We start from the raw sequence: 24,802 nt of genomic DNA on the forward strand, positions 1-24,802 counted from the left end.
CCATAAAAAACAGCGCCATCAGGCGCTGTTTTTTATGGTGTTATATCGCTTCGAGGGCTTCGGATAATTTTGCCACGCCCACCACCTCCATGCCCGCTGGCGGCTTTTTCGGCACATTGGCACGGGGCACAATCGCCCGCTTAAAGCCATGTTTGGCAGCTTCAACGAGGCGTTCTTGACCATTGGGCACGGGGCGAATTTCCCCAGATAAACCCACTTCGCCAAATACCACTAAATCGCTCGGTAAAATATCGCCACGGAAACTCGACACCATGGCCAGCAGCAAGGTTAAGTCAGCACTGGTTTCCGTCACTTTAACCCCACCAACGACGTTGACAAACACGTCCTGATCCGACATTTGTAACCCACCATGGCGATGCATCACTGCCAGTAACATGGCTAAACGGTTTGCATCCATGCCCACAGCAACGCGGCGTGGGTTCGACATCGCCGAATTGTCCACCAGCACCTGAAGTTCTACCAGCAGCGGACGCGTACCTTCCCACACCACCATCACTAAGGAGCCAGAGGACTCTTCCTCGCCGCGGGAGAGGAAAATCGCCGAAGGGTTAGCCACTTCCTTCAAACCACGCTCGGTCATGGCGAAGACGCCTAACTCGTTAATCGCCCCGAAACGGTTCTTGTGGGAGCGCAAGGTGCGATAACGGCTGTCGCTATCCCCTTCAAACATCACAGAACAATCGATACAGTGCTCAAGCACTTTAGGTCCGGCGAGGCTGCCGTCTTTGGTCACATGGCCGACCATGATCACGGCAATGCCATTTTGCTTGGCAAAGCGAGTTAAATAGGAGGCCGATTCACGCACCTGCGACACACTGCCAGGGCTCGATGCCACATCACTCATATGCATGACTTGAATAGAGTCGACGACAATGACTTTTGGCGATTCTTGCAGGGCGACTTCGCAGATCTGCTCCACACTGGTCTCGGATAACATCCGCAGTTTATTGGTCGGCAACCCTAAGCGATGGGCGCGCATAGCGACTTGCTGCAGGGACTCCTCACCCGTCACATAGAGCGCAGGCATTTGCTCGGCTAAATGGCACAGGGTTTGGAGTAACAGCGTACTCTTACCGGCACCGGGATGACCGCCAATCAGAATCGCAGAGCCTGGCACTATGCCTCCCCCGAGCACACGGTCGAGCTCGCCAAAATGGCTCACAATCCGTGGTAACGCATTGAGGTCAATTTGGTCTAAGGTTTTGACTTCGCTACTACCAGCACCGGCATAACCCGCAAACTTAGTTCCCCGTCCGGGCGAGGCGGCGCCTAAGCGCACTTCGGTTATCGTATTCCACTCCTGACAAGCACTGCACTGCCCTTGCCAGCGAGGAAAATCCTGTCCACACTCATTGCACACGTACGCGGTTTTATTCTTTGCCATAACTTATTAAAATCTGTATAAAATCAATTTAAGTAACTGTGAATACTGCCGACATTAGACTAACACAGCACGGTATAAAATCAGCATTAGAAAAGACCCTACATGAGTTTAGATAACCATAGTGCACTCATAGAACAGCTCAAGCCGCTGCTCATGGAACCGAATTTCCAAGAGATTTTTCAGCAGCTGACTGCCGATGAAAACAATTCGACCCGTTTTCTGTTGAAAATGGAGTTGAATCGTTTGGCTTCGCCCTGCACCCGGATTATCGATCTTAGGGACAAGTCTGAGTTGCCCTGCACCGAAGTCATGCTCGGCCAACAGCGCCATTTTCTCGATGAGCCCGCCAAGCATAGTCTGCAAGCGGCCATGTCTTTATACCGCAATAAGTACACTTTAGGGGTGTATGAATATGTCATCACCGCCCATCAACAGCGGCGACAAAAACTGCGTCAGGTGACACAACAAACCGATAGCGTCGAACCCGAACCCTTTATGGTCCCCGGCGTAGTGCTCGGCAGTTATTTTAACCGCGCCGAAGAGCGGATGAATTACAGTATACGCATTGCGGTGTCGCAACCCGGGCGGACGGAAATGCCGGGGATCACCGTCGATTTATCGGTTGGCGGTGCGCGCATTCGCTTGGCGGCGAATCATCCCTTCGACCTCGATAAGCCGCTTAAGGTCAAACTGCTCGAGCTGAGTGAAGAATATTACTACCCCGATTTACAACTCGGGGTCGATTATCAGATTGTCGATAGCCAAACCAATGGTGAATTCGTTTGGTTACGCTTGCGCAGGATTGGTGGTACCGATGCTTTAGGTGAAATGCTGGGCAACTTAATCCGTGGTTATAAACTTCGTTATAAGCTGGATGTGAATGATGTCTTAGTGACGGCCTCGGGTTTGGGGTTCGAGCGCCATTACCTACCACATCTGCCGCATCTGCCTTTGTTTCTCAATCAGCAGTCCCAATCCATCACCCATATGTTGCTGAGCCGCGACAATCAGCAGATAGTGCATTATTTTCAGGATGAGAATGATATCAGCCAGTTGCCCGCCATGCTGACGCCAACAAGGCTCTCTGCGCTAGTCAATCATCCCGAAAATCCCGATTACGGATTGTTTTTTAGCTTTACCTACAACGCCCAAGGCTCACTGTATTTTTACTCGGCCACTTTAGCCGAATTAAAAGCCAAGGGCATGACGTCTTTATTCCTCGGTTTTGCCTCAACGAAACCGAGCTGGCGGATTTTCAAACTCATCCCAGATAAGATTTACCATGCTAAAGGCTATCGCCGTGCGACCTTGCCGGGGGATGATGCCAAGTACAGCCCGCTGGTGGAGCAGCAATTGTCCCAGTTCAGCCATATGCTGCAACTTATAGACCTCACCAATGACGATGAAAGGGCCAGCTACAAAGCCTGGCAGGATGATAGCAATGCCAATGCGCTCAAAGCCTTTGGCCAACAGCGCCTAACGGCACACCAAATCAAGCCGGTTTCGATGCAATTTAGTGAGCGTCGGCAGGAGGCGCGTTTTGCCTTCAAAACCTTAGTCAATGTGTCACAGGGAGCCCTAAAAGCGACGGGGATAACCTTAGATATTTCAGGCAGAGGCATGCAGCTGACGCTAGATAATCCGACTGAGTTTGCCACCAACAAGCCAATAATGATCAGTTTGCCTAAGTTGCAGACCATTGCCGGTAAGACTCAACTGGATAATTTACCCTACCGCCTAGTGCGTACCCGTAAAAATGGCGTGACGCTCCATTTAGCTGCGGTCATGGGTCACACGCCCCACGTTGGGGTGGAGTTTTTAAATAAACTGATCGCCCATAACCGTGAAAAACTCGAGCAGCTGACCGAGAACAACAGCGAGATAAAAGAGCTCGCCGATGGTTTAAAAAACATTTTATTGCGCGAGTTGCATTCGGTCCCCTACTTTGTTGAAAAAACAACAAAATCGGCACAGGTGGCCTGTTTAGGGGTCAGCACTGAGCATGATGAAATCAGTGATATTTTTGCCGCGGGCTCCTCGGATACCCTGCAATATAATCTCGCGCCGCTACTAAAAGATGGATTCTTTAAACGGGATATTCTCGATCCTATCCGCCAAATGAAACCGCAGCAGGATATGGATTTTATTGAGGTATTTATCCAAATGACCCGCCAGTCCCGCGGTCAATTCCATTTAAAATGTGTTTCCGCCACCGAGCTTGGAGATGCGCAGGCCAAAATCGCCTTTATCAACCAAAGTAAACTGGCAGGACGCTTTATGGCGCTACGGATTTACCGTGGTGCAACCGAGAAACCGGATATGGGTTACCTGCGCCGCGAATTGGAATACATCAACATCCACGCAAACCACAGGGCGAAACAACTCGAGGAACAACTCTGGCGGATTATCGGCGTAGGTGAGCTACTCGATATTACCCAAGAGGTGGAGCTGCGCTACCCTGCTCTGCAAAAATAAACGAGGGTGCATCGCCCTAGTCTTTTAACACCGCCAATTCAAACCTGAGATACCAATCGCGGATCAGCGGAAAATGGTCACTCATCGCATCCAGATGGGTCAGCATATCCGCATGACCATAGTCGTGTTTAAAGCCATTCGCCTTTGAGAGCAGAGTGTATTTCACTTGGCGAAAACCACATTCAGAGATCATATCGGCGACATCTTCGGGATGCCCAAGCACAGTATCGTTTTGCCCAGCAATAAACCACGTAACGGGCCAGTTGGCCGCCTTCGCCGCCTTGCCATAATCGAAGCCATCGTCATGGTCACGCCACTCTCCACGCACCCAATCTATGCTTTGAGTTAACGAGGCGCGGCTCTCGTTATCCATGCCGACACGCAGTTTATCGGCGGCGAGATACCCTTGCCCAACGGCTAAACTCGGGGCGAGGCGATTCCAAAACACATCGACCATCAGCCATTTTTTAAAGGACTTCACTCGAATCGTGCGTTTACTGCCAAAGGTCAGCAATGAACGTACACTCTGCTGCAATTCGGGGTAACGCGCTAGGGCGCTCGCCATCAAGACGCCGCCCCAAGAATGCGCGCACCAATGCAGCTGCGATGGCGCCGGCTTTCCCTGCTCCTGGCAAAGCTGTTGATGTATCTTCAAAATATGCTGCTGCACTAATGGCAGTTGCTCGCGGATCACCTCACCTTGCCCCAGAGTAAAGCCACGCGCAATTTTGGGTAAACTCAAGCCTCTGCCCGCCGTATCCAGCACATAAACCACAAAGCCCGCCTGAGCGAGAAAGCATCCTAAGCCTCGGCCACTCTGGCTGTAAAATACTCGGCCATTGGACATGGCGCCATGCAACATCAGGATCGGAGGCTTTGAAAAATCCGCATTAGCAGGCAACAACTGGCGCAGATGCAGCTGTCCATCTCGGTACGGAATATAGAGGGAAGTTTGTGCGGGCGTTTGCGCCGAGTGTTGGGATGAAGGGGAAGTCAAAGTCAGTCGCTGGTAGTCCATTAATGAACACTAAACTACCAGTTAAGCCTCAAAAAACAAGAGTCATTACTCTAATGTCACCACATAATCGACTGAGACACTTATTTAAAACTGCAATAGATAAGGCAATACTCTAAGGTCCAAACTACGGATCCGAGCATCTGCTGCGGCGGCAAGTTTGGGCTTGGCATGGAAGGCAATCCCAAAGTCAGCCGCCTGCACCATAGGAATATCGTTAGCACCATCACCTATCGCCACACGTTGCCCCACTGGGATTTGCCATTCTTGGCTACAACGGTTGACCACATCGGCCTTAAACTGGGCATCAACGACTTTTCCGGTGACGGCTCCCGCCAGCTTACCGTCCGTTATGACTAATTCATTGGCAAAGGCAGCGTCTAAATTCAACAGCTGTTTTAAGTGACCAACGAACGGCGTAAAGCCGCCAGAAGCCACAACGAGGCGCCAATGGTGCGACTTAAGCTCGGTCAGCATGGCCTCAAGGCCAGGCATCAGTGGCAAAGTGTCACACAGGGTTTGAATAATCTTGGCATCGGCGCCCTCGAGCTGGGCAACCCTTTGGCGCAAACTCTGCTCGAAATCCAGCTCGCCCTGCATCGCGCGCTCGGTGATCGCCGCCACTTGCTCGCCGACCCCTGCCATCGCGGCAAGTTCATCAATACATTCAATTTGAATCGCAGTAGAATCCATGTCCATCACCAGTAAACCGGGCTCGCTCAGTTTAGGTAATGGGCCGCGAATAAGGTGTAACTCCACCTGCGATGGACAGGTGGCTAACAGCTCGGCACTCGGCTCCACGGGAAGCGCTAATTCAACGCAATGCAGCGCCACTTGACGGCGAATAGGTGCGATGGAGAGCGAAGTTAATTTAAGGCTTTTAGCTAGAGAAACAATCCAAGCCGCTAATGAGTCTTCAATGCTTAAATCTTCGTAAATCAGACGCATAGCAAATCCACTTGGGGATGGCCGCGTAGACGATTCCTGATAAGCCTCGAAACTGAGCCCCTGATATTCAAAGCGAGGTGAAGGGCTAGCAGCTACCCATACAAACAGCGCATTTTGGTTCAAGCTTTCCATAGGACTCGTGTTCTCCAACTATCGGGCTTACTCAGAATCAATTATGATTAGGCAAGCGCTCTAACTATTAAGGGTCAAAGTGTTATATCTTAAAGGGCTAAAGAAAAGCCATAAAATCAGTAGACTGCTCCAAATCGCCATCGCCCTGACCTTGATGGTCGGCTTAGTGCAATTGTGGCAGACAAGCCTACTACAAGGTCAGCTGCTTCTAAAGTCCCAAACGCAAAAGATGGCCAGATTACTGGTACAACAAACGGCCTACAGCGCGGCACCCGCCCTACAATTGCAAAACGATGAGCAGCTCCAATGGCTGGCCAGCGCCTTAGTCGAAGATCCTAAGGTAATGTCGGCGGCCATTTTCAGCGACCAAGGTATACGCTTAGCCTTCGCCCAAAGCCTGACCAATGAAGCCTTAGATCCCGAATCCGAAGACATGAGTTTGCTCCTAAGCAAATATCCGCCCTATGTCGAACCCGTGATCCAAGATGGAAAAAATTTAGGCTATGTCGAGGTTAGACTCGATACCAAACTATTTTTTAATGAAATCAAAGAAGCGCATAACCTAAATATGGAGCAGCAGCAAATGATGCTGCTGGTTGCCGGCCTTATCGGTATGTTGTTATCCCGCGCCTTGTCCTTTAAGCGTGCCGATTTTGACCGCCGTCGCACCCGCGCCAAATTGCGTAAAAACCCTAAGAAGAATAAAGCCATAAAAGCCCCCGAAGCGGCCGAGGAATCGAAGTCTGCGGGTCATCAGGATGAGCAGTTGGATGAAGTCATCGCGAGTGATACAGAGGCCGCTCAAAAGCCGACAGAAAATAAAGAAACCGAAGAAAATAAACAAACTACAGATACTTTGCCTTTAGGAAAAATCACAGAAAACGCTAAAGTGCCGGATGAAAACAGTAATCAAGCCAGTATTCAGCCTAAAGTGAAGAAGGCCAAAGCCATTACAGAAACAAAAACTGAGTCTGAGCAAATGCCAGAGCAAGTGTCTGATCTGAAAACTGAGTTGAAACCAGAGATAGCACCTGAGATGGGAGCAAAGGATGAGTCATCATCCAACACTATGCCTCAGTCTAAAACGCAGTCGACGCAAGCTGTTGCATTGGCCACAGAGCCACAAACCTCAGTGTCCACACCGAATAAACCTAAGGTTAAATCGGTGCGCCGAGTGAAAACCAATGCCGCGAAATCCACCACAGAGAAAGCCCCAACTCAACCGAGCGATTTAGATACCGATTCTACGGGTTAATCGAGGCGTATCAGCTCAAACTGAAGCATCTTGGGTCTAGAGCCGCCTTGCAAAATTATCCATCTAAGAGCCAACAACACAGCTAAACCGATTGAACTTGAAGATAACGAGGCAATAAAAAAGGGTTCGCAGTGCGAACCCTTTTTTTATAACGAAATTAGCGACACATTACAGCGTAATAGCAGCGTCTAATGTCATCACGATCATATCGTTGAACGTGGTTTGACGCTCATCAGAAGTGGTTTTTTCGCCAGTACGGATATGGTCAGATACGGTTACCACACACAGTGCACGAGCACCGAATTCATGGGCAACACCGTATAAACCAGCGGCTTCCATCTCTACGCCTAACACGCCCATTTTTTCCATCACGTCAAACATTTGTGGATCTGGAGTGTAGAACAGGTCGGCAGAGAAAACGTTACCAACACGGATCTTAGTGCCTTTTACTTTGGCAGATTCGATCACGGCATTCATCAGCTCGTAGTTCGCGATAGCAGCGAAATCTTGGCCTTTGAAACGTAAACGGTTAACTTGCGAATCGGTACAAGCACCCATGCCGATGATTACATCGCGCACTTTAACGTCAGTGCTGATCGCGCCACAAGTACCCACGCGGATCAGGTTCTTAACGCCGTAGTCTTTAATTAATTCAGTTGCATAGATTGAGCATGAAGGAATACCCATGCCTGAACCCATAACAGAAATACGTTTACCTTTGTAAGTACCGGTAAAACCTAGCATGTTTCGAACGTCAGTCACTTGCTCAACATTTTCTAAGAATGTTTCAGCAATATATTTTGCACGTAATGGATCGCCAGGAAACAGAACTGTCTCAGCGAATGCGCCCTCTACAGCATTAATGTGTGGTGTTGCCATCGAAATAACCCCTGTTTATTTTATTAAGACTTAAGTCTTTGTTTACTGGCGGCCCAATGTTGGCCGCCAAATCGAGATCTTGCACGTTTACTTAGATAAACGACTCTCCGTACTCCATCGGCTCAAGCTTGAAGTAGCTCGCGATAGATTGGCCGATATCGGCGAAACTGTTACGGCGACCGAGTGAACCGGCTTTTAGCCCTGCGCCATAGGCCAATACAGGCACATATTCACGGGTATGGTCAGTACCTTGCCATGTTGGGTCGCAACCATGGTCAGCGGTGAGGATTAACAGATCGTCCTCATCCAGCAGCGCAAGCATTTCAGGTAAACGCGAGTCGAAATACTCCAGCCCTTTCGCATAACCTGCCACATCACGGCGGTGACCATAGTGGGAGTCAAAATCAACAAAGTTAGTGAATACAATAGTATTTTCACCCGCTGATTTCACTTCGGCTAAAGTCGCATCAAATAGCGCTTCTAAACCGTTTGCCTTCACCTTTTTGGTGATGCCACAGTAAGCGTAAATATCGGCAATCTTGCCCACACTCACGACTTCACCACCCGCGGCTTTTAACTTATCTAATACTGTCTTCGCTGGCGGCTCGAGGGAGTAATCCTTACGGTTGCCAGTACGAGCAAAGTCGCTTGGGCCTGTGCCATCGAATGGACGCGCAATCACGCGACCAATGTTGTAAGGCTCTAACTCTTCACGGGCGATTTCGCAAAGACGATATAAATTTTCTAAACCAAATGTGCCTTCATGGCAGGCAATCTGGAATACCGAATCCGCCGAAGTGTAAAAAATCGGCTTGCCAGAACGCATGTGCTCTTCGCCTAACTCTTCCAGAATCGTGGTACCAGAAGCATGGCAGTTACCTAAAAAGCCATCGAGTCCTGCACGGGTTAGAATCTTATCTGTCAGCTCTTTAGGGAACGAGTTTTGGTGCTCACTGAAATAGCCCCAGTCGAATAATACGGGCACACCCGCCATTTCCCAGTGACCGCTCGGAGTATCTTTTCCCGAACTTAATTCCTGAGCGTGGCCATAGGCACCAATCAGCTCAACATTGTCCGCAAAGCCTGGAGCAAACGCCCCCGTGCTTTCCATCGCCGCATGGGCCAAACCTAAACGCGCCAAGTTTGGCAGCGTTAATGGACCTTCACGGCCGATATCGGCTTTACCTTCGGCACACGCTTTAGCGATATGGCCAAAAGTGTCAGAACCTAGATCCCCAAACTTGGCGGCATCGCCAGCGGCGCCTACGCCAAAGGAATCCAACATCATTATAACTGTACGTTTCATAATTCTTCCTTAAAGATCCGCTGCTCGGATATAAGCATAGATCTCAGGTGTTTTTTCTGGAGCGACTTCATCAATACGAATCGCTTTTTTAACCGCTTCTTCCGCCTGAGCAAAGGCATCTTCAGATTGCGCGTGGATCACGGCAATCGGCGTTGAAGCATCAATCTTATCGCCAAGGGCACAGACTTGTGTCAGACCAACACTGTAGTCGAGTGCATCACCAGGCTTGCGACGACCGCCACCTAAGGTAACCACGGCTAAACCGAGTTCGCGGGTGTCCATGCTGTGGGCATAACCTTGGGTATCCGCAAAGACAGGGCGAATAATTTGCGATTGCGGTAAGTACTTACTGTAGTTTTCGACAAAATCGACTGGACCACCGAGGCCTGAAACCATCTTGCCAAAGATCTCGGCAGCGCGGCCGTTATCTAATACGCGGTTTAACTTGGCACGGGCATCCGCTTCATCGGTCGCGAGGCCACCAAGGAGTAACATCTCGGCACAAAGACCCATAGTCACAGCGTACAGACGAGGATTACGGTAAGCCCCGGTTAAGAAATCGATGGCTTCTTTCACTTCAACCGCATTACCCGCACATGAGGCTAACACTTGGTTCATGTCAGTGAGTAAGGCTGTCGTTTTAGTACCAGCGCCATTGGCTACCGCAGCAATACTGCGAGCAAGCTCTTCAGAGGCTTCGTAGGTTGGCATAAATGCGCCGCTACCGACTTTGACGTCCATCGCCAATGCATCGAGGCTACAAGCTAATTTCTTAGAGAGAATTGAGGCGGTGATGAGGGAGATGGATTCGACAGTCGCAGTGTTGTCACGGATGGAATAAAAACGTTTATCGGCGGGAACCAGATCGCCAGTTTGGCCGATAATCGCCACACCAACGTCTTTAACTACTTTGCGGAACAATTCACTCGAAGGTTCGGTTTGATAACCGGGAATAGCGTCGAACTTATCGAGCGTACCGCCTGTGTGTCCGAGTCCGCGCCCCGAAATCATCGGCACATAACCACCGCAGGCCGCAGCCATGGGGCCGAGCATGAGACTAATCACATCACCGACACCACCTGTACTGTGTTTATCGATGACAGGGCCATTCAGACCAAGTGATTGCCAGTTGAGTACAGTGCCAGAATCGCGCATTGCCGTGGTCAAAGCGATTCTTTCATCCATATTCATGTCATTAAAATACACAGCCATGCCTAATGCGGCGATCTGACCTTCCGACACTGCATTAGTGGTTATGCCCTTAACGAAGAACTGGATCTCTTCTGTACTTAAGGCTAACCCATTGCGTTTCTTACGTATAATTTCCTGAGCTAGAAACATGATACTGCCTCCAAGCTAAATACTAATACAACATATCCGTTATTTAGCTTTGCAATGAAACATCAAAACTGTAGCAATATTACAATTACATGCTATCGAAGTTTTGATGTTTCCAACTAGATTTAGGTCACACTTAATTAGTTTCGATATACGATTTTGGTATTAATCGAGATGCAATGTTCGATTAATAGCCTTGAGTCGGCTTAGGCGCATCGGCTAATTCTAATGTGTGTAACAAGCTGTTGAGTAAGCTTGAAGCACCAAATCTAAAGGTACGTGGAGAGACCCAATCCGCACCGAGAATACGCTCAGCCACACCTAAAAACTCTGCAGCTTGAGCAGCATCACGTACGCCGCCAGCAGGCTTAAAGCCCACTTTGGTGTTCTTTTCACTGATCACAGTCAGCATGATTTCGGCCGCTTCAAGGGTCGCGTTGACTGGTACTTTACCGGTAGAGGTCTTGATAAAATCAGCACCCGCATCGATAGACAGTTCAGAGGCGCGGCGGATAAGCGCAGGATCGGCTAATACACCAGATTCGATAATCACTTTCAGTAATACATCGCCACAGGCTTCTTTACAGGCTTTGACTAACTCATAACCGACACTTTCGTTACCTTCCATCAGCGCGCGGTAAGGGAATACCACGTCGACTTCATCGGCACCATAGGCAACGGCGGCACGGGTTTCTAATACTGCAATAGCAATATCATCGTTACCGTGTGGGAAGTTGGTTACTGTTGCGATTTGAATGTCTTCTGCGCCCAGCTCATCGAGGGTTTTACGTGCAATAGGAATGAAGCGAGGATAGATACAGATGGCAGCAGTATTACCCGCTGGCGTCACGGCTTTGTGACACAGGTCGATCACTTTCTGATCGGTATCGTCATCGTTTAAGGTGGTTAAATCCATAAGTTCGATGGCGCGTTGTGCTGCTTTTTTTAAATCAGTCATAATAGCTCTCCAAAAGAAAAAACAAATAAATAGAAATCAGTCGCTTATACGCAACGCTCAGAGCTGGCATTATTTTGATTATTTTTATATGGCCGGGCCTTCAGGCGATGCCGAGTAATTTGTGTAGGGCAAATTACATTTTTATTAGGTATTCAATCTTGCCTATGCATAACACATACGCATCCTGACACTTAAATGAACTATAAGTGATCACGACTTGAATCCTTGAAGACCGGAAGAGAGGATACGAATAATGTCTTGTTCCTACTTTTCCGCGAAAAATCCGTTTTAGCGCGAGAAAAACACAAACCTTTATATAAACGCACTGCTCAAATTATAAATGGGTTTAGATAAAGATTCATGACACATAAAAGATGGAGCCGCCATCGCGGCTCCAACGGCTCTTACAAGAAATTAGAACTTGTAAGTAGCTGACAGGTAGTGAGACCAACCTGTTGATTCTAGAGCCAGTGCACCAGCACCGTCTTCTAACAGGTAAACGTCTTTGAAGCCTTTCAGGCCATAGCCCAGAGCGTAACGATCTGAGTGCCAGTATAGACCGAAGAAGATGTTACCACCGTTAGAGGTTTTTGGTACGAAAGCAGTCTTGTCTTCGTCAGCACCGAATTGGTAATCGATATAACCTTGGAATGACAGGAAGCTCTTGTTGTCGAAGAAGTAGAAAGGCTTGAACCAGTTAGCAGAGAATTGGTAACCGTTCCACTCTTTCGCGTTCATGTCGTAGTAACCGTACAGGTTCATACCTGTTTTGCCTAACCAAGGCACGTTTACGTCAGCACCAACACCCCAGAAAGTAGAGTTAACGCCTTCACCGTTCAGACCGTCCCAGTTGAACAGAGTAGAGAAGTAAACTTCTTGTACTGGACCGAAAGATAAATCTTTACCAGTTAATGCATCGATAGAAACACGTGGAGCAAATTTCATGAACAGTTTGCTGGTGCCTGAACCTGGGTTCTTGTCACCGTTGCTGCTTGATTGGTTTGCTAAGTTGAATACGTCAACATAACCATACAGATCGAAAATACCTGAACGGCCGCCGAATTCCATTTCTAAGTAGTTGTGTTGGTCGCCAGTAGCTGGGTTATCAGGCTTTTCACCGATAGAGTACATAGCGTTGAACTGCATCCACTTGTAGTCAGAACCGTGAAGGTCTGAACGGTCTGCAGCAAATGCGTTACCAGACATTGCAGCTACTGCTGTAGCAGCTAAAGCTAAAGTTTTAACGTTTTTCATCATCAACCCCATTATTTTGTTTGCTACCGTCAAGGGTAGCGTTCTTTTTGTGGCGCTCGCATTCTACCTCGATTAAAAAAAATCTCAATAATCTGGCGTAAAATCACGAACACAAAATTCTTAATTGTGAACAAAGTCGCGACTTGTTGTTTACGACTAATTAACTTAACCGTACGTCACGACTGTTAAGACAGCATCACAGCTAACGTCTAGTTGTAATCTGGCCTATACAATCGGAGATACTATTCACTACAGGAATCACTACTGGAAAATGGTTGAATTAACTTAGGTCCCGCCCTGCATGGTCAGGACCCAGTTAGTGGGGAGCGTCTCCCCTACACATCTATGCTTAGATAGCTAAGAACAGACCTGCAATTGTTGCACTCATTAAGTTAGCTAAAGAACCGGCGATAACTGCACGGATACCTAACTTAGCTAAATCGTGACGACGGTTAGGAGCCATAGCACCTAAACCACCTAGCAGAATCGCAATAGAAGACAAGTTAGCGAAACCACACAGTGCAAACGAAATAATCGCTTTAGTTCTGTCAGTCATTGCTAAGCCAGTTTCAGCGACAACCATACCACCATCAGCGATGTCTTTTAGGTATGGAGCAAAGTTCAGGTAAGCAACGAATTCGTTAACAACGATTTTCTGACCGATGAAAGAACCAGCAACCAGCGCTTCGTTCCAAGGTACACCGATTAAGAAGGCTAAAGGCATGAAGATGTAACCAAGGATCAGTTCCAGTGTTAAACCTTCAACACCGAACCAACCACCTACACCACCGATGATGCCGTTGATCATTGCGATCAAACCAACGAAGGCTAACAGCATTGCACCAACGTTTAACGCTAAGTGCATACCAGATGAAGCACCCGCAGCAGCAGCGTCTAATACGTTAGCTGGCTTATCAGGATCTTCTGGTAATTCATCCATGTCGTTTTTAGCAGCTTCCGTTTCTGGGTGCATCAGTTTAGCCATTAATAGACCACCTGGTGCCGCCATGAATGACGCAGCAACTAAGTACTCAATAGGCACGCCCATTTGCGCGTAACCAGCCAGTACTGAACCTGCGATAGAAGCTAAACCACCCACCATGATCGCAAACAGTTCTGATTGAGTCATAGTAGGAATGAATGGACGAACCACTAACGGCGCTTCAGTTTGACCAACGAAGATGTTAGCAGTCGCTGACATAGATTCAGTACGGCTTGTGCCTAATGCTTTTTGCAGACCACCACCGATGATACGGATGATCCACTGCATGATGCCTAAGTAGTACAGAACGGCGATCAGAGAAGAGAAGAACACGATAACTGGCAACACGTTTACCGCGAAGATAAAGCCAAGTTTGAAGTTAGCTAAATCACCGAACAGGAAGCCGATACCGTTTTGTGCATAACCGATAACGCTAGAAACCGCGTCAGATACACTTTTCAGGATATCTTTACCGACAGGAACGTACAGTACAAAACCACCGAAGGCGGCCTGGATGGCTAATGCACCACCCACAGTACGCAAGTTAATTGCTTTTTTGTTATTCGATAGGAGGAAACCTATCGCAAGTAGGACGACCACCCCTACTAAGCTCATCAATATATTCATTAACCATCACCCTATTGTTAACACTTTTTAATTATGTTGTTAATCAACCTATTTCCGAGTCAGATTATACCCGAGAGAAAGTCGAAAATCGTCGTTTTGATCAAAATTTTGGAGTTTAATTTCAACCGCTTAGAGCAAAATGCTATTGCGACCTACACCTGTTTAACCAAAAACAACTAAAGGTCAAACAGTTGCATTGCATTCGACACCAAGTGTTCTGATATTAGAACACTAGATTTTTTTTGCAAAGTTGCAATTTTGTCTATAAAAAGTACAGCGTTAGCGGGTTGATTCCGTTTTTCTGTAACATTTGGCGGGGTCATGGCAGGAGAATCAGTCTCAAGTAGGAAGCTGTCTAGGGGCAATTCGCTGACGGTTTTGAGCAGTTTTTTCGCATTGGGATTCATCACTAAGCCCCCAATACCTAGCTTAAAACCCAACTTAATATATTCAGCAGCGATATCTGGACTGCCAGAAAAGGCGTGTATTACGCCACCTTTTCGGAGTTTGTGGCGCTTTAAATGGGATAATACCTCTTGGTGAGCTTTCACTGCATGGACGATAACCGGCAAGTTAAGTTCATGGGCGAGTGTTAGCTGCGCATCGAAAAAGGCTAACTGCTGACTCCAATTATCAACATAAAGTTTGTCTAAACCGCATTCACCAATAGCAACAAAACGGGGACATTCTCGTAACTGAGAAACCTGAAATGTTAATGCAGAAATAGCCTTATCAACATCTTCGGGGCAAAACCAAGGATGGATGCCTAAGGCAAAATAGCACTGATATTGCTCAGCAATCGCCAATTGTTTTCCCCAATGCAGCGGGGAAACCCCCGGGATGATCAGATTGTCGATGCCCGCTTGCCTCATACGCTGCACGACCTGTTCGCGGTCACTGTCAAACTCTGCGAAATCGAGGTGTGCGTGGGTATCTAGCATCATCTATCTGTTACTCCGATTTTGTTTCTCCTTGAGATGCAGGCGCCTTTTCTTGGCAATGCGGCTTATTGCGGGCTAATGGCGGGTCCTCCAATCGCGGCATACAACAACGGCGATTCTCTGGCGTCAGCCCCATCTTGTCACACCAACGAATATAAGCCCGCCAGGCCTGAGTGATCCAATGAATCATAGGTCGCTCCCACAAATTTTAGAGACAAAAAAGGCGGTGATTTACCGCCTTCTTTAACGAGAGAACTTGCCCTGCTAGTGTTCGCGCGTCTTAGCGAACTCGATGTCAGGGTATCTTTCCATCGAAAGGTTTAAGTTAACCATAGTTGGCGCAATGTAAGTTAAGTTATCACCACCATCGAGTGCCAAGTTTTGGCTACACTTACGGCGAAACTCTTCTAGCTTACGCTCATCTTTACAATAAACCCAGCGTGCCGTTGAAACGCTAATACCTTCGTAAATCGCTTCAACGTTGTACTCGCTCTTTAAGCGGCCGACAACCACTTCAAACTGCAGTACACCCACGGCGCCGACGATTAGATCGTTGGTGTCTAATGGACGAAACACCTGCACGGCACCTTCTTCAGACAACTGAACTAGGCCCTTAAGCAATTGTTTTTGCTTGAGCGGATCGCGCAGACGAATACGTCGGAACATTTCTGGTGCGAAGTTAGGTACACCAGTAAAACGGAACTTTTCACCTTGGGTGAAAGTATCACCGATACGAATGGTCCCGTGGTTATGTAAACCAATAATATCACCAGGATACGCCACTTCAGCACGTTCACGGTCACCCGCCATAAAGGTCAAGGCATCGCTGACGTTAACATCTTTGCCTATGCGCACATGGTGCATCTTCATGCCTTGCTCATAGCGACCCGAGCAAACGCGCATAAAGGCAACGCGGTCACGGTGTTTAGGATCCATGTTAGCTTGGATTTTAAACACAAAGCCGGTGAATTTTTCTTCGTCAGGCATGATCATCCGCGCATCGCTTTCACGGGGCAACGGCTTTGGTGCCCACTCAACAATACCATCGAGGATATGGTCAACACCGAAGTTACCCAAAGCGGTACCGAAGAAGACTGGCGTAAGCTCACCCTTTAAGAAGGCTTGGTGATCAAATTCATTCGATGCACCGCGAACCAACTCCATTTCATCACGTAAATCGTCAGCATAACTACCAATCGCTTTATCCAGCTCAGGGTTATCGATGCCTTCAATCACACGGCGCTCTTGAATCGTGTGTCCCATACCGCTCTGGTACAGTACCACTTCGTCACGCAGAATATGGTAAACACCTTTAAACTCTTTACCGCTACCAATAGGCCAAGTGATAGGTGCACAGGCGATATTGAGGACATCTTCAACCTCATCCATCAGTTCGATGGGATCGCGAATATCACGGTCGAGTTTATTCATAAAGGTCACGATAGGCGTATCGCGCAGACGCGTTACTTCCATCAATTTGATGGTACGATCCTCTACGCCTTTTGCCGAGTCGATAACCATCAAGCAAGAGTCAACCGCCGTCAAGGTGCGGTACGTATCTTCCGAGAAGTCTTCGTGGCCGGGAGTGTCGAGTAGGTTAACGAGCGCGCCACCATAGGGGAACTGCATCACAGACGTAGTAATCGAAATACCACGGTCTTTTTCCATTTCCATCCAGTCAGACTTAGCATGCTGACCCGATTTTTTGCCCTTAACGGTACCCGCTTTCTGCAGCGCGTTTCCGAATAACAGCACTTTTTCGGTAATGGTGGTTTTACCCGCGTCGGGGTGCGATATAATCGCGAAGGTGCGACGTTTATCGACCTCTACTTTATTGTCTGACATTTAACCTATGCACTCGTATCGCTAAAAAAGGCGCAAATTATAGCGCCTCAGTGCGTACTTGGCTAGGTAAAGCCCGAGATGTGCCTCGGGCGATATGGCTTATTTTGTGCCTTCGAGCAAACCTTTAACTTTGGCCAGCTCAATTCGCGCGTATCTGTGCTCAACAAAGTCATAGATATTGGTCGCGAGGGCAAGGCGGAAATAATTCGCCGCCTCTTGGTATTGATTCTTGGCGATTTCGATTTTCGCGAGGTAGAAATACGCTTCACACAAACGCTCAGCATATTCTTTGGGATGGGTCAGGCCTAACTTGGCGTCGGCAAAAACCTGCTCGCGGCTCTTAACGCCGAGGTAATAATCAACAATTACGGTTGACCAAGCATCGGCTTCCAGTCCCTTACGGTGTTCCTGTAACTGGCGTTTGGCTTCCTCAGCGTTATCCTTTGACTGGATGAGATATAGCCACAGGGCGCGGTAACCGTCTTTATTGTCGCCAGCGTAAAACGCCTGCATATCTTTTAAGGCGAGATCGTTCCGATCGCCATAATAAAGCGCAATGCCGCGATTCAAGTAGGCATAATCATAGTTTGGCGACAGCTCTAATACCCCATCAAACGCCTCATAGGCACTATCGTATTCACCCTCTTGGGTGTAATAAATACCAAGGAAATTATAGGCATCGGCTAAATCGGGTTGCAGTTTTAAGGCCTGCATAAAATCGATGCGCGCCATTAAGCGTAAACCGACGCTATCGTAAATCACGCCACGATCATAATGAAAACGTGCGCGCTGCTCGTTGGTTAGCTCAACCGCCGATAATATTTCATTCAGCTTGGCAAGGGTGACTTCAACTTTATAGTCTGGCATCACAGGGGCGATGACTAACTTGCCTTCAACGTCATTTTGGTTGTCTAAGGGAGACTTAGTGGTCGCACATCCAGCCAACATCAAGCTGGCACCCGCCAGCACAGCAACAACAGCGGTTCTAATTTTAAGACTCATCCATTTCTACCTTTTTAGATTCCCAACCCACGCAGAAGAATGTTCATGATAGCAATCCCACTTCAGGACTGCTATTGAGGAATAGCATTAAACGCAATTTTATTAAACCTAAACAAACAAAAAGGAGATCAATTGATCTCCTTTTAGTCACGTCATCTCGAAACTGACGCCGATAATGTCAGTTAAGACGATTATTCAGCAGCGGCTTCTTTAGTCTGTGCTTCTTTGATTGACAGTCTTACACGACCTTGACGATCCACTTCCATTACTTTAACGGTAACTTCTTGGTTCAGTTCAAGGTGGTCAGAGACGTTAGCAACACGCTCATCGCTGATTTGCGAAATGTGCACTAAACCATCTTTGCCTGGCAGAATGTTAACGAAGGCACCGAAGTCTACGATACGGATAACTTTACCGTTATAGATACGACCCACTTCAACTTCTGAAGTGATTTCTTCGATACGACGGATGGCTTCTTTTGTCGCTTCACCATTTGACGAAGCAATCTTCACAGTACCGTCATCTTCCAGTTCGATAGTGGTGCCAGTTTCTTCGGTCAGCGCACGAATCACTGCGCCGCCTTTACCGATAACATCACGGATCTTCTCTGGGTTGATCTTGATGGTTGTGATACGTGGAGCGTGGTCAGAGATATCATCACGGTGTGAACCAATCGCTTGGTCCATCACGTTCAGGATATGTACACGTGCGCCGTAGGCTTGTTGCAGTGCAATTTCCATGATTTCTTTGGTAATACCTTCGATCTTGATGTCCATCTGCAGTGCAGTCACACCATCACGAGTACCGGCTACTTTGAAGTCCATGTCACCTAAGTGGTCTTCATCACCTAAGATGTCAGACAGAACAACGAAGTTGTCGCCTTCTTTTACTAGACCCATAGCGATACCCGCTACAGAAGTCTTGATTGGTACACCCGCATCCATCAGCGCAAGAGAAGTACCACACACTGATGCCATAGAGCTTGAACCGTTAGATTCAGTGATTTCAGAAACCACGCGAACGCTATATGGGAATTCTTCAGCCGTTGGCATTACTGCGTTGATACCACGCCATGCTAACTTGCCGTGACCGATTTCGCGACGCTTAGGTGAACCCACCATACCTGTCTCACCCACAGAGTAAGGAGGGAAGTTGTAGTGCAGCATAAAGCGGTTAGTACGCTCGCCCATGATGCTATCAATCTTCTGTGCGTCACGCTCAGTACCTAGAGTACAAGTTACCAGTGCTTGAGTTTCACCACGGGTAAACAGTGCACTACCGTGAGTACGTGGTAATACGCCTGCTAATACGCTGAGAGCACGAACCATGTCTGGCTCACGACCGTCGATGCGCGGCTCACCACGGATGATGCGACCACGAACCACTTTCTTCTCTAAGCTACCGAGCAGACCGTCAACTTCACGTAAATCTACTTCTGGGTTTGCAGCCAACAGCGCTTCTTTAGCAGCAGCTTTAACCACAGCAACTTGAGCATAACGATCTTGTTTAACTTGAATTTGATACGCTTGTGCTAAACCGTCTTCAGCTAATTCTTTAACTTGAGCAACTAAGGCTTCATTGGCAACTGGTGCAGTCCAATTCCAAGCTGGTTTACCCGCTTCTGCTTTGAATTCAGCAATCGCTTTGATAACCACTTGTTGTTGGTCATGGCCATAAACCACTGAGCCTAACATCACTTCTTCTGGTAATGCTTGAGCTTCAGACTCAACCATCAATACCGCGCCCTCAGTACCAGCAACAACCAGGTTCAGTTGGCTGTTTGCTAACTGAGTCACTGTTGGGTTCAGCACGTATTCGCCATTGATGTAACCCACGCGCGCTGCACCTAATGGGCCGCTGAATGGGATACCCGAAATAGCAAGCGCAGCCGAAGTACCGATCATTGAAATAATATCCGGCTCGATTTGTGGATCGACAGATACAACAGTAATGATCACTTGAACTTCGTTTGTGAAGCCATTAGGGAAAAGAGGACGAATTGGACGGTCGATCAGGCGAGCGATTAATGTCTCATCTTCTGAAGGACGACCTTCACGCTTAAAGAAACCACCAGGAATTTTACCTGCTGCGTAGGTCTTTTCTTGATAGTTTACAGTCAGAGGAAAGAAGTCACGGCCTGCTTCAGCTTCTTTTTTACCAACAACAGTGACTAACACTGTCGTGTCACCCATGCTAGCTAAAACGGCAGCGTCTGCTTGACGTGCAATAACACCTGTTTCCAGGGTGACTGTATGTTGACCATACTCAAAACTCTTTACAATTGGATTCACGTGACCCATTCCTTAATTAATGACCTTGAATTACGCGCGTAAGTATACTGCAATTATCCACAATAGATAAAGAGCAGATAATGATGACAAAGGTCTATCTTTTCACTAAAGTGGGTAAACGAACAAAGAGTTATGCTGTAACTTAATGTCGCAAGATCCCCATAGCGAAAACAATAATAAAGGATGTGTTGAATGACGGGTCGCTTTAAATCCCTAACTTGGAAACAAACAAATCTCGTCGTTTTTACAGCGCTTTTTTTCGCTATCGCCATCTTCATTGTTGAAATCGCCCTCGTCGTCGTCTCCACCAAGCAGCAACTCACTACCACTCAACAAGAATTACTCGATTCTGTAGAACAACCCGCCGCCAACGCCGTCTGGGCTTTAGATGATAATTTGGCAAGACAAACCCTAGAGGGGGCGATTAAAGTAGAGCATGTGGGCTCTGCGGTGATTGAACTCGATGACGGCTCGATGTTTGTTTCCGTGAGCAATAATAAGAAAAACAACTCACAAACTTTTATCAGCCTCAGCAATAAACTCTTCGATGACTTAAAAGAAATTTCACGGCCCTTGTATCGGCCCTTTTACTTTGAAGGCACACAAAAACAGCAGCTTATCGGCACGCTAACCATTTTTTATGACACGCAGGAACTGACCAACACCCTCTTTAGCCAGTTACGCTTCAGCTTTTTTGCCACCTTAGCCCGCGCGCTGTTACTCACCTTAGTGCTGTCCGTCGTATTCCACCGCTTCTTGACACAGCCAATAGCCAGGATCAGCGAAGCTATTGATAAGATTTCCCCCGATTCGCCCGATGAAAACCTGCTGCCCATGTCCAGCGCCCATAAGGATGATGAATTAGGCCTAGTGACATCGAAGTTTAACCAGATCCTTATTCAATTCAGTCAAACCCAATCCAAACTGCGTAAAATGGCCACCCGAGACCCATTAACAGGCCTTCCCAATCGAACCCTATTACTCGAAACCATTGCCGTGACTATCCAGCGCTCACGGGTTCATAAAAGCAGTTTTGCTTTGATGTTTATCGACTTAGACCGTTTCAAAAATATCAATGATTCCCTCGGACACGCCCTTGGCGATCAATTCCTCGCCCGCATCGCCCGTATTTTGGAACGCGTGGTGGGCGATAAAGGGTCAGTATCACGCCTAGGCGGCGATGAATTTGTGATTCTTGCCGACTCAGTTCACTCCCCCGACCAAGCCGCCGACTTTGTCGATAAACTGTTAGTGCAGCTCAATGTGCCGATTCAGCTGAATGAACATGCGATTCACCCAGCGGCATCGATTGGGATTTCCATCTATCCAGAAGATGGCAACAGCGCCGAAGATCTTATCCGCCATGCCGATATCGCCATGTACAGCGCTAAGGCCGCAGGATCGAATCAATGGGCCTTCTTCAAACAACAGATGACCGAGCGCGCGGCGGTGCGACTCCGTACCGAAGCATCACTGCATGACGCCTTGAAAAACAATGAATTTTTGCTCTACTTTCAACCTAAGTTGGATTTACAAACTGGCAAGATCACCGCTTGTGAAGCTCTGATCCGTTGGCAAAAAGATGGTCGTTTAATCAGCCCCATCTCCTTTATTCCGGTGGCGGAAGAAACCGGCATTATTATTCCGATTGGACGTTGGGTTATCGAGCAGAGCTGCCGCGTGCTGCGCGACTGGCAGAAAAAATATAACTATGCAATACCGATTGCCATTAATGTCGCGTCACAACAGTTTGCCGATGCCAGCTTAGTGTCGGACATTAAGCAAATGGCGCTGCGTTACCAAATTCAACCGGAATTGCTCGAAATTGAAATCACCGAAACATCGTTGATGAATGACATTGAGCTTGCGATCAACAAGTTAGAACAGCTCAAGTCGGCCGGATTTGGTATCGCCGTCGATGACTTTGGCACCGGCTACTCTTCCCTGTCTTACCTGCGGCATTTGCCGATTACGACCATGAAAATCGACCGTTGCTTCGTGTCCGACTTACCAGGGGACAGCGCGATTGCCTCGACCATTTTGATGTTAGGTAAACAATTAAATCTGACTATCGTTGCCGAAGGCATCGAAAACGAGCAGCAACTCGATTGGCTCAAGCGTAACCAATGTCAAATTGGCCAAGGCTTCTACTTTAGCCAGCCGTTGCCACAGGCAGAGTTTGAGGCGCTGTATATCGCCAACCAAACCGCAACCATTAGCAATATTGATGGATTTCGTGGCGCCTAACCGCCGAAGAGAGAGTGTAAAAGAGTGAATTTAAGACAATAAAAAAGGAGGCTTAGCCTCCTTTTTTATGTCAGTAAACGCGTGATTAACGACGTAAACCTAACTTTTGGATCAGCTCATTGTAACGCGCTGCTTCAGTACGCTTCAGGTAAGCTAATAACTTACGACGAGCGCTAACCATGCGTAACAGACCACGACGTGAGTGGTGATCGTGGATGTGCTCTTTGAAGTGATCTTGCAAATGGTTGATTTGAGCAGTTAACAGCGCAACTTGAACTTCAGTTGAACCAGTGTCGTTTGCGCCACGGCCAAATTCAGCCAGGATCTTTGCTTTCGCTTCAGTACTTAGTGACATGTGTCTCTCCAAATATAAAATGTGAATCTCTAGCCGATCACTAACTCAGCCAGAGGGCGCGCTATTCTACCCATAATCCTTGGCGCGCGCAATAAATGCGATGGATTAATAACCCAAGATAATCAATTAAGATGCTTTAGCTTGGTCGTGAAGGACGACTAAGCGCTTAGGTGCCAGTAAGCCATCTTCATTCATCTCGCCAATTCCGACGAAACGACGTTCAGTGCCCAATGTAATGCGCACCAATGTATCTGCAACGAGTCCAGAGACTCGTACCGCCTGACCTTGCATTAAGTAAGCAGCGCTCGCATCAGGCACATTAACCTCGGGAAAGTCAGCAACCGCCGTATCCATAGGCAGCAGCAACGAGTCCAGCAAGCTGCTAGGGTCAAGCTGCTCTTCCTGCGCCTTCGCAACTAGGGCTTCGAGTTGCTCCAAGGTGACCATTTTGTCGTAGGGATAATGCGCGACTTGAGTACGACGCAGCATAATAACATGGGCGCCACAACCGAGCATCTCACCTAAATCATCGATGATAGTGCGAATATAAGTGCCCTTAGAGCAATGAATGTCTAAGGTCAGCTCATCGCCTTCTAGACCGATGAAGTTCAGTTCAAAGACAGTGATTGGACGCGCCTCGCGCGGCACTTCAATCCCCTCGCGGGCATACTTATACAAAGGCTGGCCTTGGTATTTCAGCGCCGAATACATGGAGGGTACTTGCTGGGTATCGCCACGAAAATGCTCTAAGGCAGACATTAACTGCGCCTCAGTGAATTCGAGCGGGCGAGTCTGCACCACTTCACCGTCGGAGTCGCTAGTATCTGTGCGTTGTCCCAGTTTTGCGGTAACCAGATAACGCTTATCCGAATCCAGCAAATGCTGCGAAAACTTAGTCGCTTCGCCTAAACACACAGGTAGCATACCCGTTGCCAAGGGATCGAGCGCCCCCGTGTGCCCCGCTTTATTGGCATTAAAAAAGCGCTTTACCCGTTGTAATGCAAAGTTGGAACTCATGCCTGTGGCTTTGTCCAACAATACAATACCGTCGATAAAGCGGCCCTTCGAACGTCTCGCCATTACGCTTTACCTTCGGTGTCATCGGCTTCGTCGATATCATTCTCAGTCACGTCGTCGGCGCTACCAAACTGTTGCTGCTTGGCTTTATCGCTGTTGATCACTTGGCTGACGAGGTTAGACATACGCATACCTTCAACCAATGAACTGTCATACACGAAACGGATTTCAGGCATGACTCTCAGCTTCATGCGGCCCGCAACTAAAGTACGGATATAAGGCGCAGCTGTAATCAAGGCATTGAGCTTTTCTTGCACCAGCTCTTTGTCTTCTTCGAAGAAAGTCACAAACACCTTGGCGTAACTTAAATCGCGGGACACATCGACATCATTAACGGTTACAAAACCAATACGGGGATCTTTCATGTCGCGTTGTAACACAACAGCCAGCTCTTGCTGCAACTGCTGGGCTATGCGACGTGTACGACTGAATTCTTTTGCCATAATAGAGTTACCATAGCTAATGTATTA

At 47.9% G+C, this 24,802-nt stretch carries 20 protein-coding genes; 3 read left to right on the forward strand and 17 right to left on the reverse strand.

Annotated elements, in window-relative coordinates:
- Positions 1–40: 40 nt before the first annotated feature.
- A complete protein-coding gene (gene radA / locus L2713_RS00065) occupies positions 41–1,405 on the reverse strand; it encodes a DNA repair protein RadA (protein WP_011621836.1) in 1,365 nt (454 codons plus the stop codon).
- Between the two features lie 102 nt (positions 1,406–1,507).
- Between radA and L2713_RS00070 the strand changes: the two genes are divergently transcribed.
- Positions 1,508–3,880 carry a PilZ domain-containing protein gene (locus tag L2713_RS00070; RefSeq protein WP_248966460.1) on the forward strand — a complete coding sequence of 791 codons (2,373 nt, stop codon included), beginning with the start codon at positions 1,508–1,510 and terminating at the stop codon, positions 3,878–3,880.
- A 16-nt stretch (positions 3,881–3,896) separates the two neighbouring features.
- On the opposite strand, the gene L2713_RS00075 is transcribed toward L2713_RS00070, so the two are convergent.
- Both L2713_RS00075 and serB read right to left on the reverse strand, forming a co-directional pair.
- Complete coding sequence (locus L2713_RS00075; protein ID WP_248966461.1) at positions 3,897–4,898, reverse strand: alpha/beta fold hydrolase; 1,002 nt, start codon at positions 4,896–4,898, stop codon at positions 3,897–3,899.
- 84 nt (positions 4,899–4,982) lie between these two features.
- Positions 4,983–5,975, reverse strand: a complete 993-nt coding sequence (serB, locus tag L2713_RS00080) for a phosphoserine phosphatase SerB (RefSeq protein WP_248966462.1) — start codon at positions 5,973–5,975, stop codon at positions 4,983–4,985.
- A gap of 79 nt (positions 5,976–6,054) precedes the next feature.
- On the opposite strand from serB, the gene L2713_RS00085 reads away from it, so the two are divergent.
- The gene (locus tag L2713_RS00085; RefSeq protein WP_248966463.1) at positions 6,055–7,230 is read left to right on the forward strand and encodes a YtjB family periplasmic protein; all 1,176 of its coding nucleotides are present in this window, start codon (positions 6,055–6,057) and stop codon (positions 7,228–7,230) included.
- Between the two features lie 168 nt (positions 7,231–7,398).
- On the opposite strand, the gene deoD is transcribed toward L2713_RS00085, so the two are convergent.
- The 11 genes from deoD to pnp all read right to left on the reverse strand — a co-directional run bounded on the left by deoD (position 7,399) and on the right by pnp (position 20,653).
- Complete coding sequence (gene deoD / locus L2713_RS00090; RefSeq protein ID WP_011621831.1) at positions 7,399–8,109, reverse strand: purine-nucleoside phosphorylase; 711 nt, start codon at positions 8,107–8,109, stop codon at positions 7,399–7,401.
- A gap of 91 nt (positions 8,110–8,200) precedes the next feature.
- Positions 8,201–9,415 carry a phosphopentomutase gene (locus tag L2713_RS00095; RefSeq protein ID WP_248966464.1) on the reverse strand — a complete coding sequence of 405 codons (1,215 nt, stop codon included), beginning with the start codon at positions 9,413–9,415 and terminating at the stop codon, positions 8,201–8,203.
- A gap of 9 nt (positions 9,416–9,424) precedes the next feature.
- The gene (gene deoA / locus L2713_RS00100; protein ID WP_011625502.1) at positions 9,425–10,756 is read right to left on the reverse strand and encodes a thymidine phosphorylase; all 1,332 of its coding nucleotides are present in this window, start codon (positions 10,754–10,756) and stop codon (positions 9,425–9,427) included.
- Positions 10,757–10,940: 184 nt separating this feature from the next.
- Positions 10,941–11,711: a deoxyribose-phosphate aldolase gene (gene deoC / locus L2713_RS00105; protein WP_011716152.1), complete on the reverse strand. Its 771-nt coding sequence runs from the start codon at positions 11,709–11,711 to the stop codon at positions 10,941–10,943.
- 414 nt (positions 11,712–12,125) lie between these two features.
- Positions 12,126–12,965, reverse strand: a complete 840-nt coding sequence (locus tag L2713_RS00110) for a nucleoside-specific channel-forming Tsx family protein (protein WP_086903697.1) — start codon at positions 12,963–12,965, stop codon at positions 12,126–12,128.
- A gap of 349 nt (positions 12,966–13,314) precedes the next feature.
- Positions 13,315–14,574: a NupC/NupG family nucleoside CNT transporter gene (locus L2713_RS00115; protein WP_248966465.1), complete on the reverse strand. Its 1,260-nt coding sequence runs from the start codon at positions 14,572–14,574 to the stop codon at positions 13,315–13,317.
- A 176-nt stretch (positions 14,575–14,750) separates the two neighbouring features.
- Complete coding sequence (locus tag L2713_RS00120; protein ID WP_248966743.1) at positions 14,751–15,515, reverse strand: TatD family hydrolase; 765 nt, start codon at positions 15,513–15,515, stop codon at positions 14,751–14,753.
- 10 nt (positions 15,516–15,525) lie between these two features.
- A complete protein-coding gene (locus L2713_RS00125; protein ID WP_248966466.1) occupies positions 15,526–15,705 on the reverse strand; it encodes a DUF5363 family protein in 180 nt (59 codons plus the stop codon).
- Between the two features lie 74 nt (positions 15,706–15,779).
- A complete protein-coding gene (prfC, locus tag L2713_RS00130) occupies positions 15,780–17,360 on the reverse strand; it encodes a peptide chain release factor 3 (protein ID WP_248966467.1) in 1,581 nt (526 codons plus the stop codon).
- Between the two features lie 99 nt (positions 17,361–17,459).
- Positions 17,460–18,362 carry a lipoprotein NlpI gene (nlpI, locus tag L2713_RS00135; RefSeq protein WP_086903699.1) on the reverse strand — a complete coding sequence of 301 codons (903 nt, stop codon included), beginning with the start codon at positions 18,360–18,362 and terminating at the stop codon, positions 17,460–17,462.
- A gap of 191 nt (positions 18,363–18,553) precedes the next feature.
- The gene (gene pnp / locus L2713_RS00140; RefSeq protein WP_248966468.1) at positions 18,554–20,653 is read right to left on the reverse strand and encodes a polyribonucleotide nucleotidyltransferase; all 2,100 of its coding nucleotides are present in this window, start codon (positions 20,651–20,653) and stop codon (positions 18,554–18,556) included.
- Between the two features lie 192 nt (positions 20,654–20,845).
- On the opposite strand from pnp, the gene L2713_RS00145 reads away from it, so the two are divergent.
- Complete coding sequence (locus L2713_RS00145) at positions 20,846–22,900, forward strand: putative bifunctional diguanylate cyclase/phosphodiesterase (RefSeq protein ID WP_248966469.1); 2,055 nt, start codon at positions 20,846–20,848, stop codon at positions 22,898–22,900.
- Positions 22,901–22,985: 85 nt separating this feature from the next.
- Here the strand turns inward: L2713_RS00145 and rpsO are convergent, their stop codons facing one another.
- The 3 genes from rpsO to rbfA form a co-directional block, all read right to left on the reverse strand.
- Positions 22,986–23,255 (reverse strand): 30S ribosomal protein S15, encoded by a 270-nt coding sequence (rpsO, locus tag L2713_RS00150; RefSeq protein WP_011621820.1) that lies wholly within the window; start codon positions 23,253–23,255, stop codon positions 22,986–22,988.
- A 126-nt stretch (positions 23,256–23,381) separates the two neighbouring features.
- Positions 23,382–24,335 (reverse strand): tRNA pseudouridine(55) synthase TruB, encoded by a 954-nt coding sequence (gene truB, locus L2713_RS00155; RefSeq protein ID WP_086903702.1) that lies wholly within the window; start codon positions 24,333–24,335, stop codon positions 23,382–23,384.
- Positions 24,335–24,775, reverse strand: coding sequence for a 30S ribosome-binding factor RbfA (rbfA, locus tag L2713_RS00160; protein ID WP_086903703.1), 441 nt, complete (start codon positions 24,773–24,775; stop codon positions 24,335–24,337). The genes truB and rbfA overlap by 1 nt, the downstream gene beginning before the upstream one ends.
- Positions 24,776–24,802 lie beyond the last annotated feature (27 nt).

This window comes from Shewanella seohaensis, assembly GCF_023283775.1.
Lineage (GTDB): Bacteria > Pseudomonadota > Gammaproteobacteria > Enterobacterales > Shewanellaceae > Shewanella > Shewanella seohaensis.

What these genes read in the sequence shown, in the direction of transcription:
- serB (WP_248966462.1), bottom strand. Translation starts at nt 5,975, where the DNA reads ATGGAAAGCTTGAACCAAAATGCGCTGTTTGTATGGGTAGCTGCTAGC.
- radA (WP_011621836.1), bottom strand. Translation starts at nt 1,405, where the DNA reads ATGGCAAAGAATAAAACCGCGTACGTGTGCAATGAGTGTGGACAGGAT.
- deoA (WP_011625502.1), bottom strand. Translation starts at nt 10,756, where the DNA reads ATGTTTCTAGCTCAGGAAATTATACGTAAGAAACGCAATGGGTTAGCC.
- L2713_RS00125 (WP_248966466.1), bottom strand. Translation starts at nt 15,705, where the DNA reads ATGATTCATTGGATCACTCAGGCCTGGCGGGCTTATATTCGTTGGTGT.
- prfC (WP_248966467.1), bottom strand. Translation starts at nt 17,360, where the DNA reads ATGTCAGACAATAAAGTAGAGGTCGATAAACGTCGCACCTTCGCGATT.
- L2713_RS00070 (WP_248966460.1), top strand. Translation starts at nt 1,508, where the DNA reads ATGAGTTTAGATAACCATAGTGCACTCATAGAACAGCTCAAGCCGCTG.
- L2713_RS00115 (WP_248966465.1), bottom strand. Translation starts at nt 14,574, where the DNA reads ATGAATATATTGATGAGCTTAGTAGGGGTGGTCGTCCTACTTGCGATA.
- rpsO (WP_011621820.1), bottom strand. Translation starts at nt 23,255, where the DNA reads ATGTCACTAAGTACTGAAGCGAAAGCAAAGATCCTGGCTGAATTTGGC.
- L2713_RS00095 (WP_248966464.1), bottom strand. Translation starts at nt 9,415, where the DNA reads ATGAAACGTACAGTTATAATGATGTTGGATTCCTTTGGCGTAGGCGCC.
- rbfA (WP_086903703.1), bottom strand. Translation starts at nt 24,775, where the DNA reads ATGGCAAAAGAATTCAGTCGTACACGTCGCATAGCCCAGCAGTTGCAG.
- L2713_RS00120 (WP_248966743.1), bottom strand. Translation starts at nt 15,515, where the DNA reads ATGCTAGATACCCACGCACACCTCGATTTCGCAGAGTTTGACAGTGAC.
- deoC (WP_011716152.1), bottom strand. Translation starts at nt 11,711, where the DNA reads ATGACTGATTTAAAAAAAGCAGCACAACGCGCCATCGAACTTATGGAT.
- deoD (WP_011621831.1), bottom strand. Translation starts at nt 8,109, where the DNA reads ATGGCAACACCACACATTAATGCTGTAGAGGGCGCATTCGCTGAGACA.
- L2713_RS00075 (WP_248966461.1), bottom strand. Translation starts at nt 4,898, where the DNA reads ATGGACTACCAGCGACTGACTTTGACTTCCCCTTCATCCCAACACTCG.
- truB (WP_086903702.1), bottom strand. Translation starts at nt 24,335, where the DNA reads ATGGCGAGACGTTCGAAGGGCCGCTTTATCGACGGTATTGTATTGTTG.
- nlpI (WP_086903699.1), bottom strand. Translation starts at nt 18,362, where the DNA reads ATGAGTCTTAAAATTAGAACCGCTGTTGTTGCTGTGCTGGCGGGTGCC.
- L2713_RS00110 (WP_086903697.1), bottom strand. Translation starts at nt 12,965, where the DNA reads ATGAAAAACGTTAAAACTTTAGCTTTAGCTGCTACAGCAGTAGCTGCA.
- L2713_RS00145 (WP_248966469.1), top strand. Translation starts at nt 20,846, where the DNA reads ATGACGGGTCGCTTTAAATCCCTAACTTGGAAACAAACAAATCTCGTC.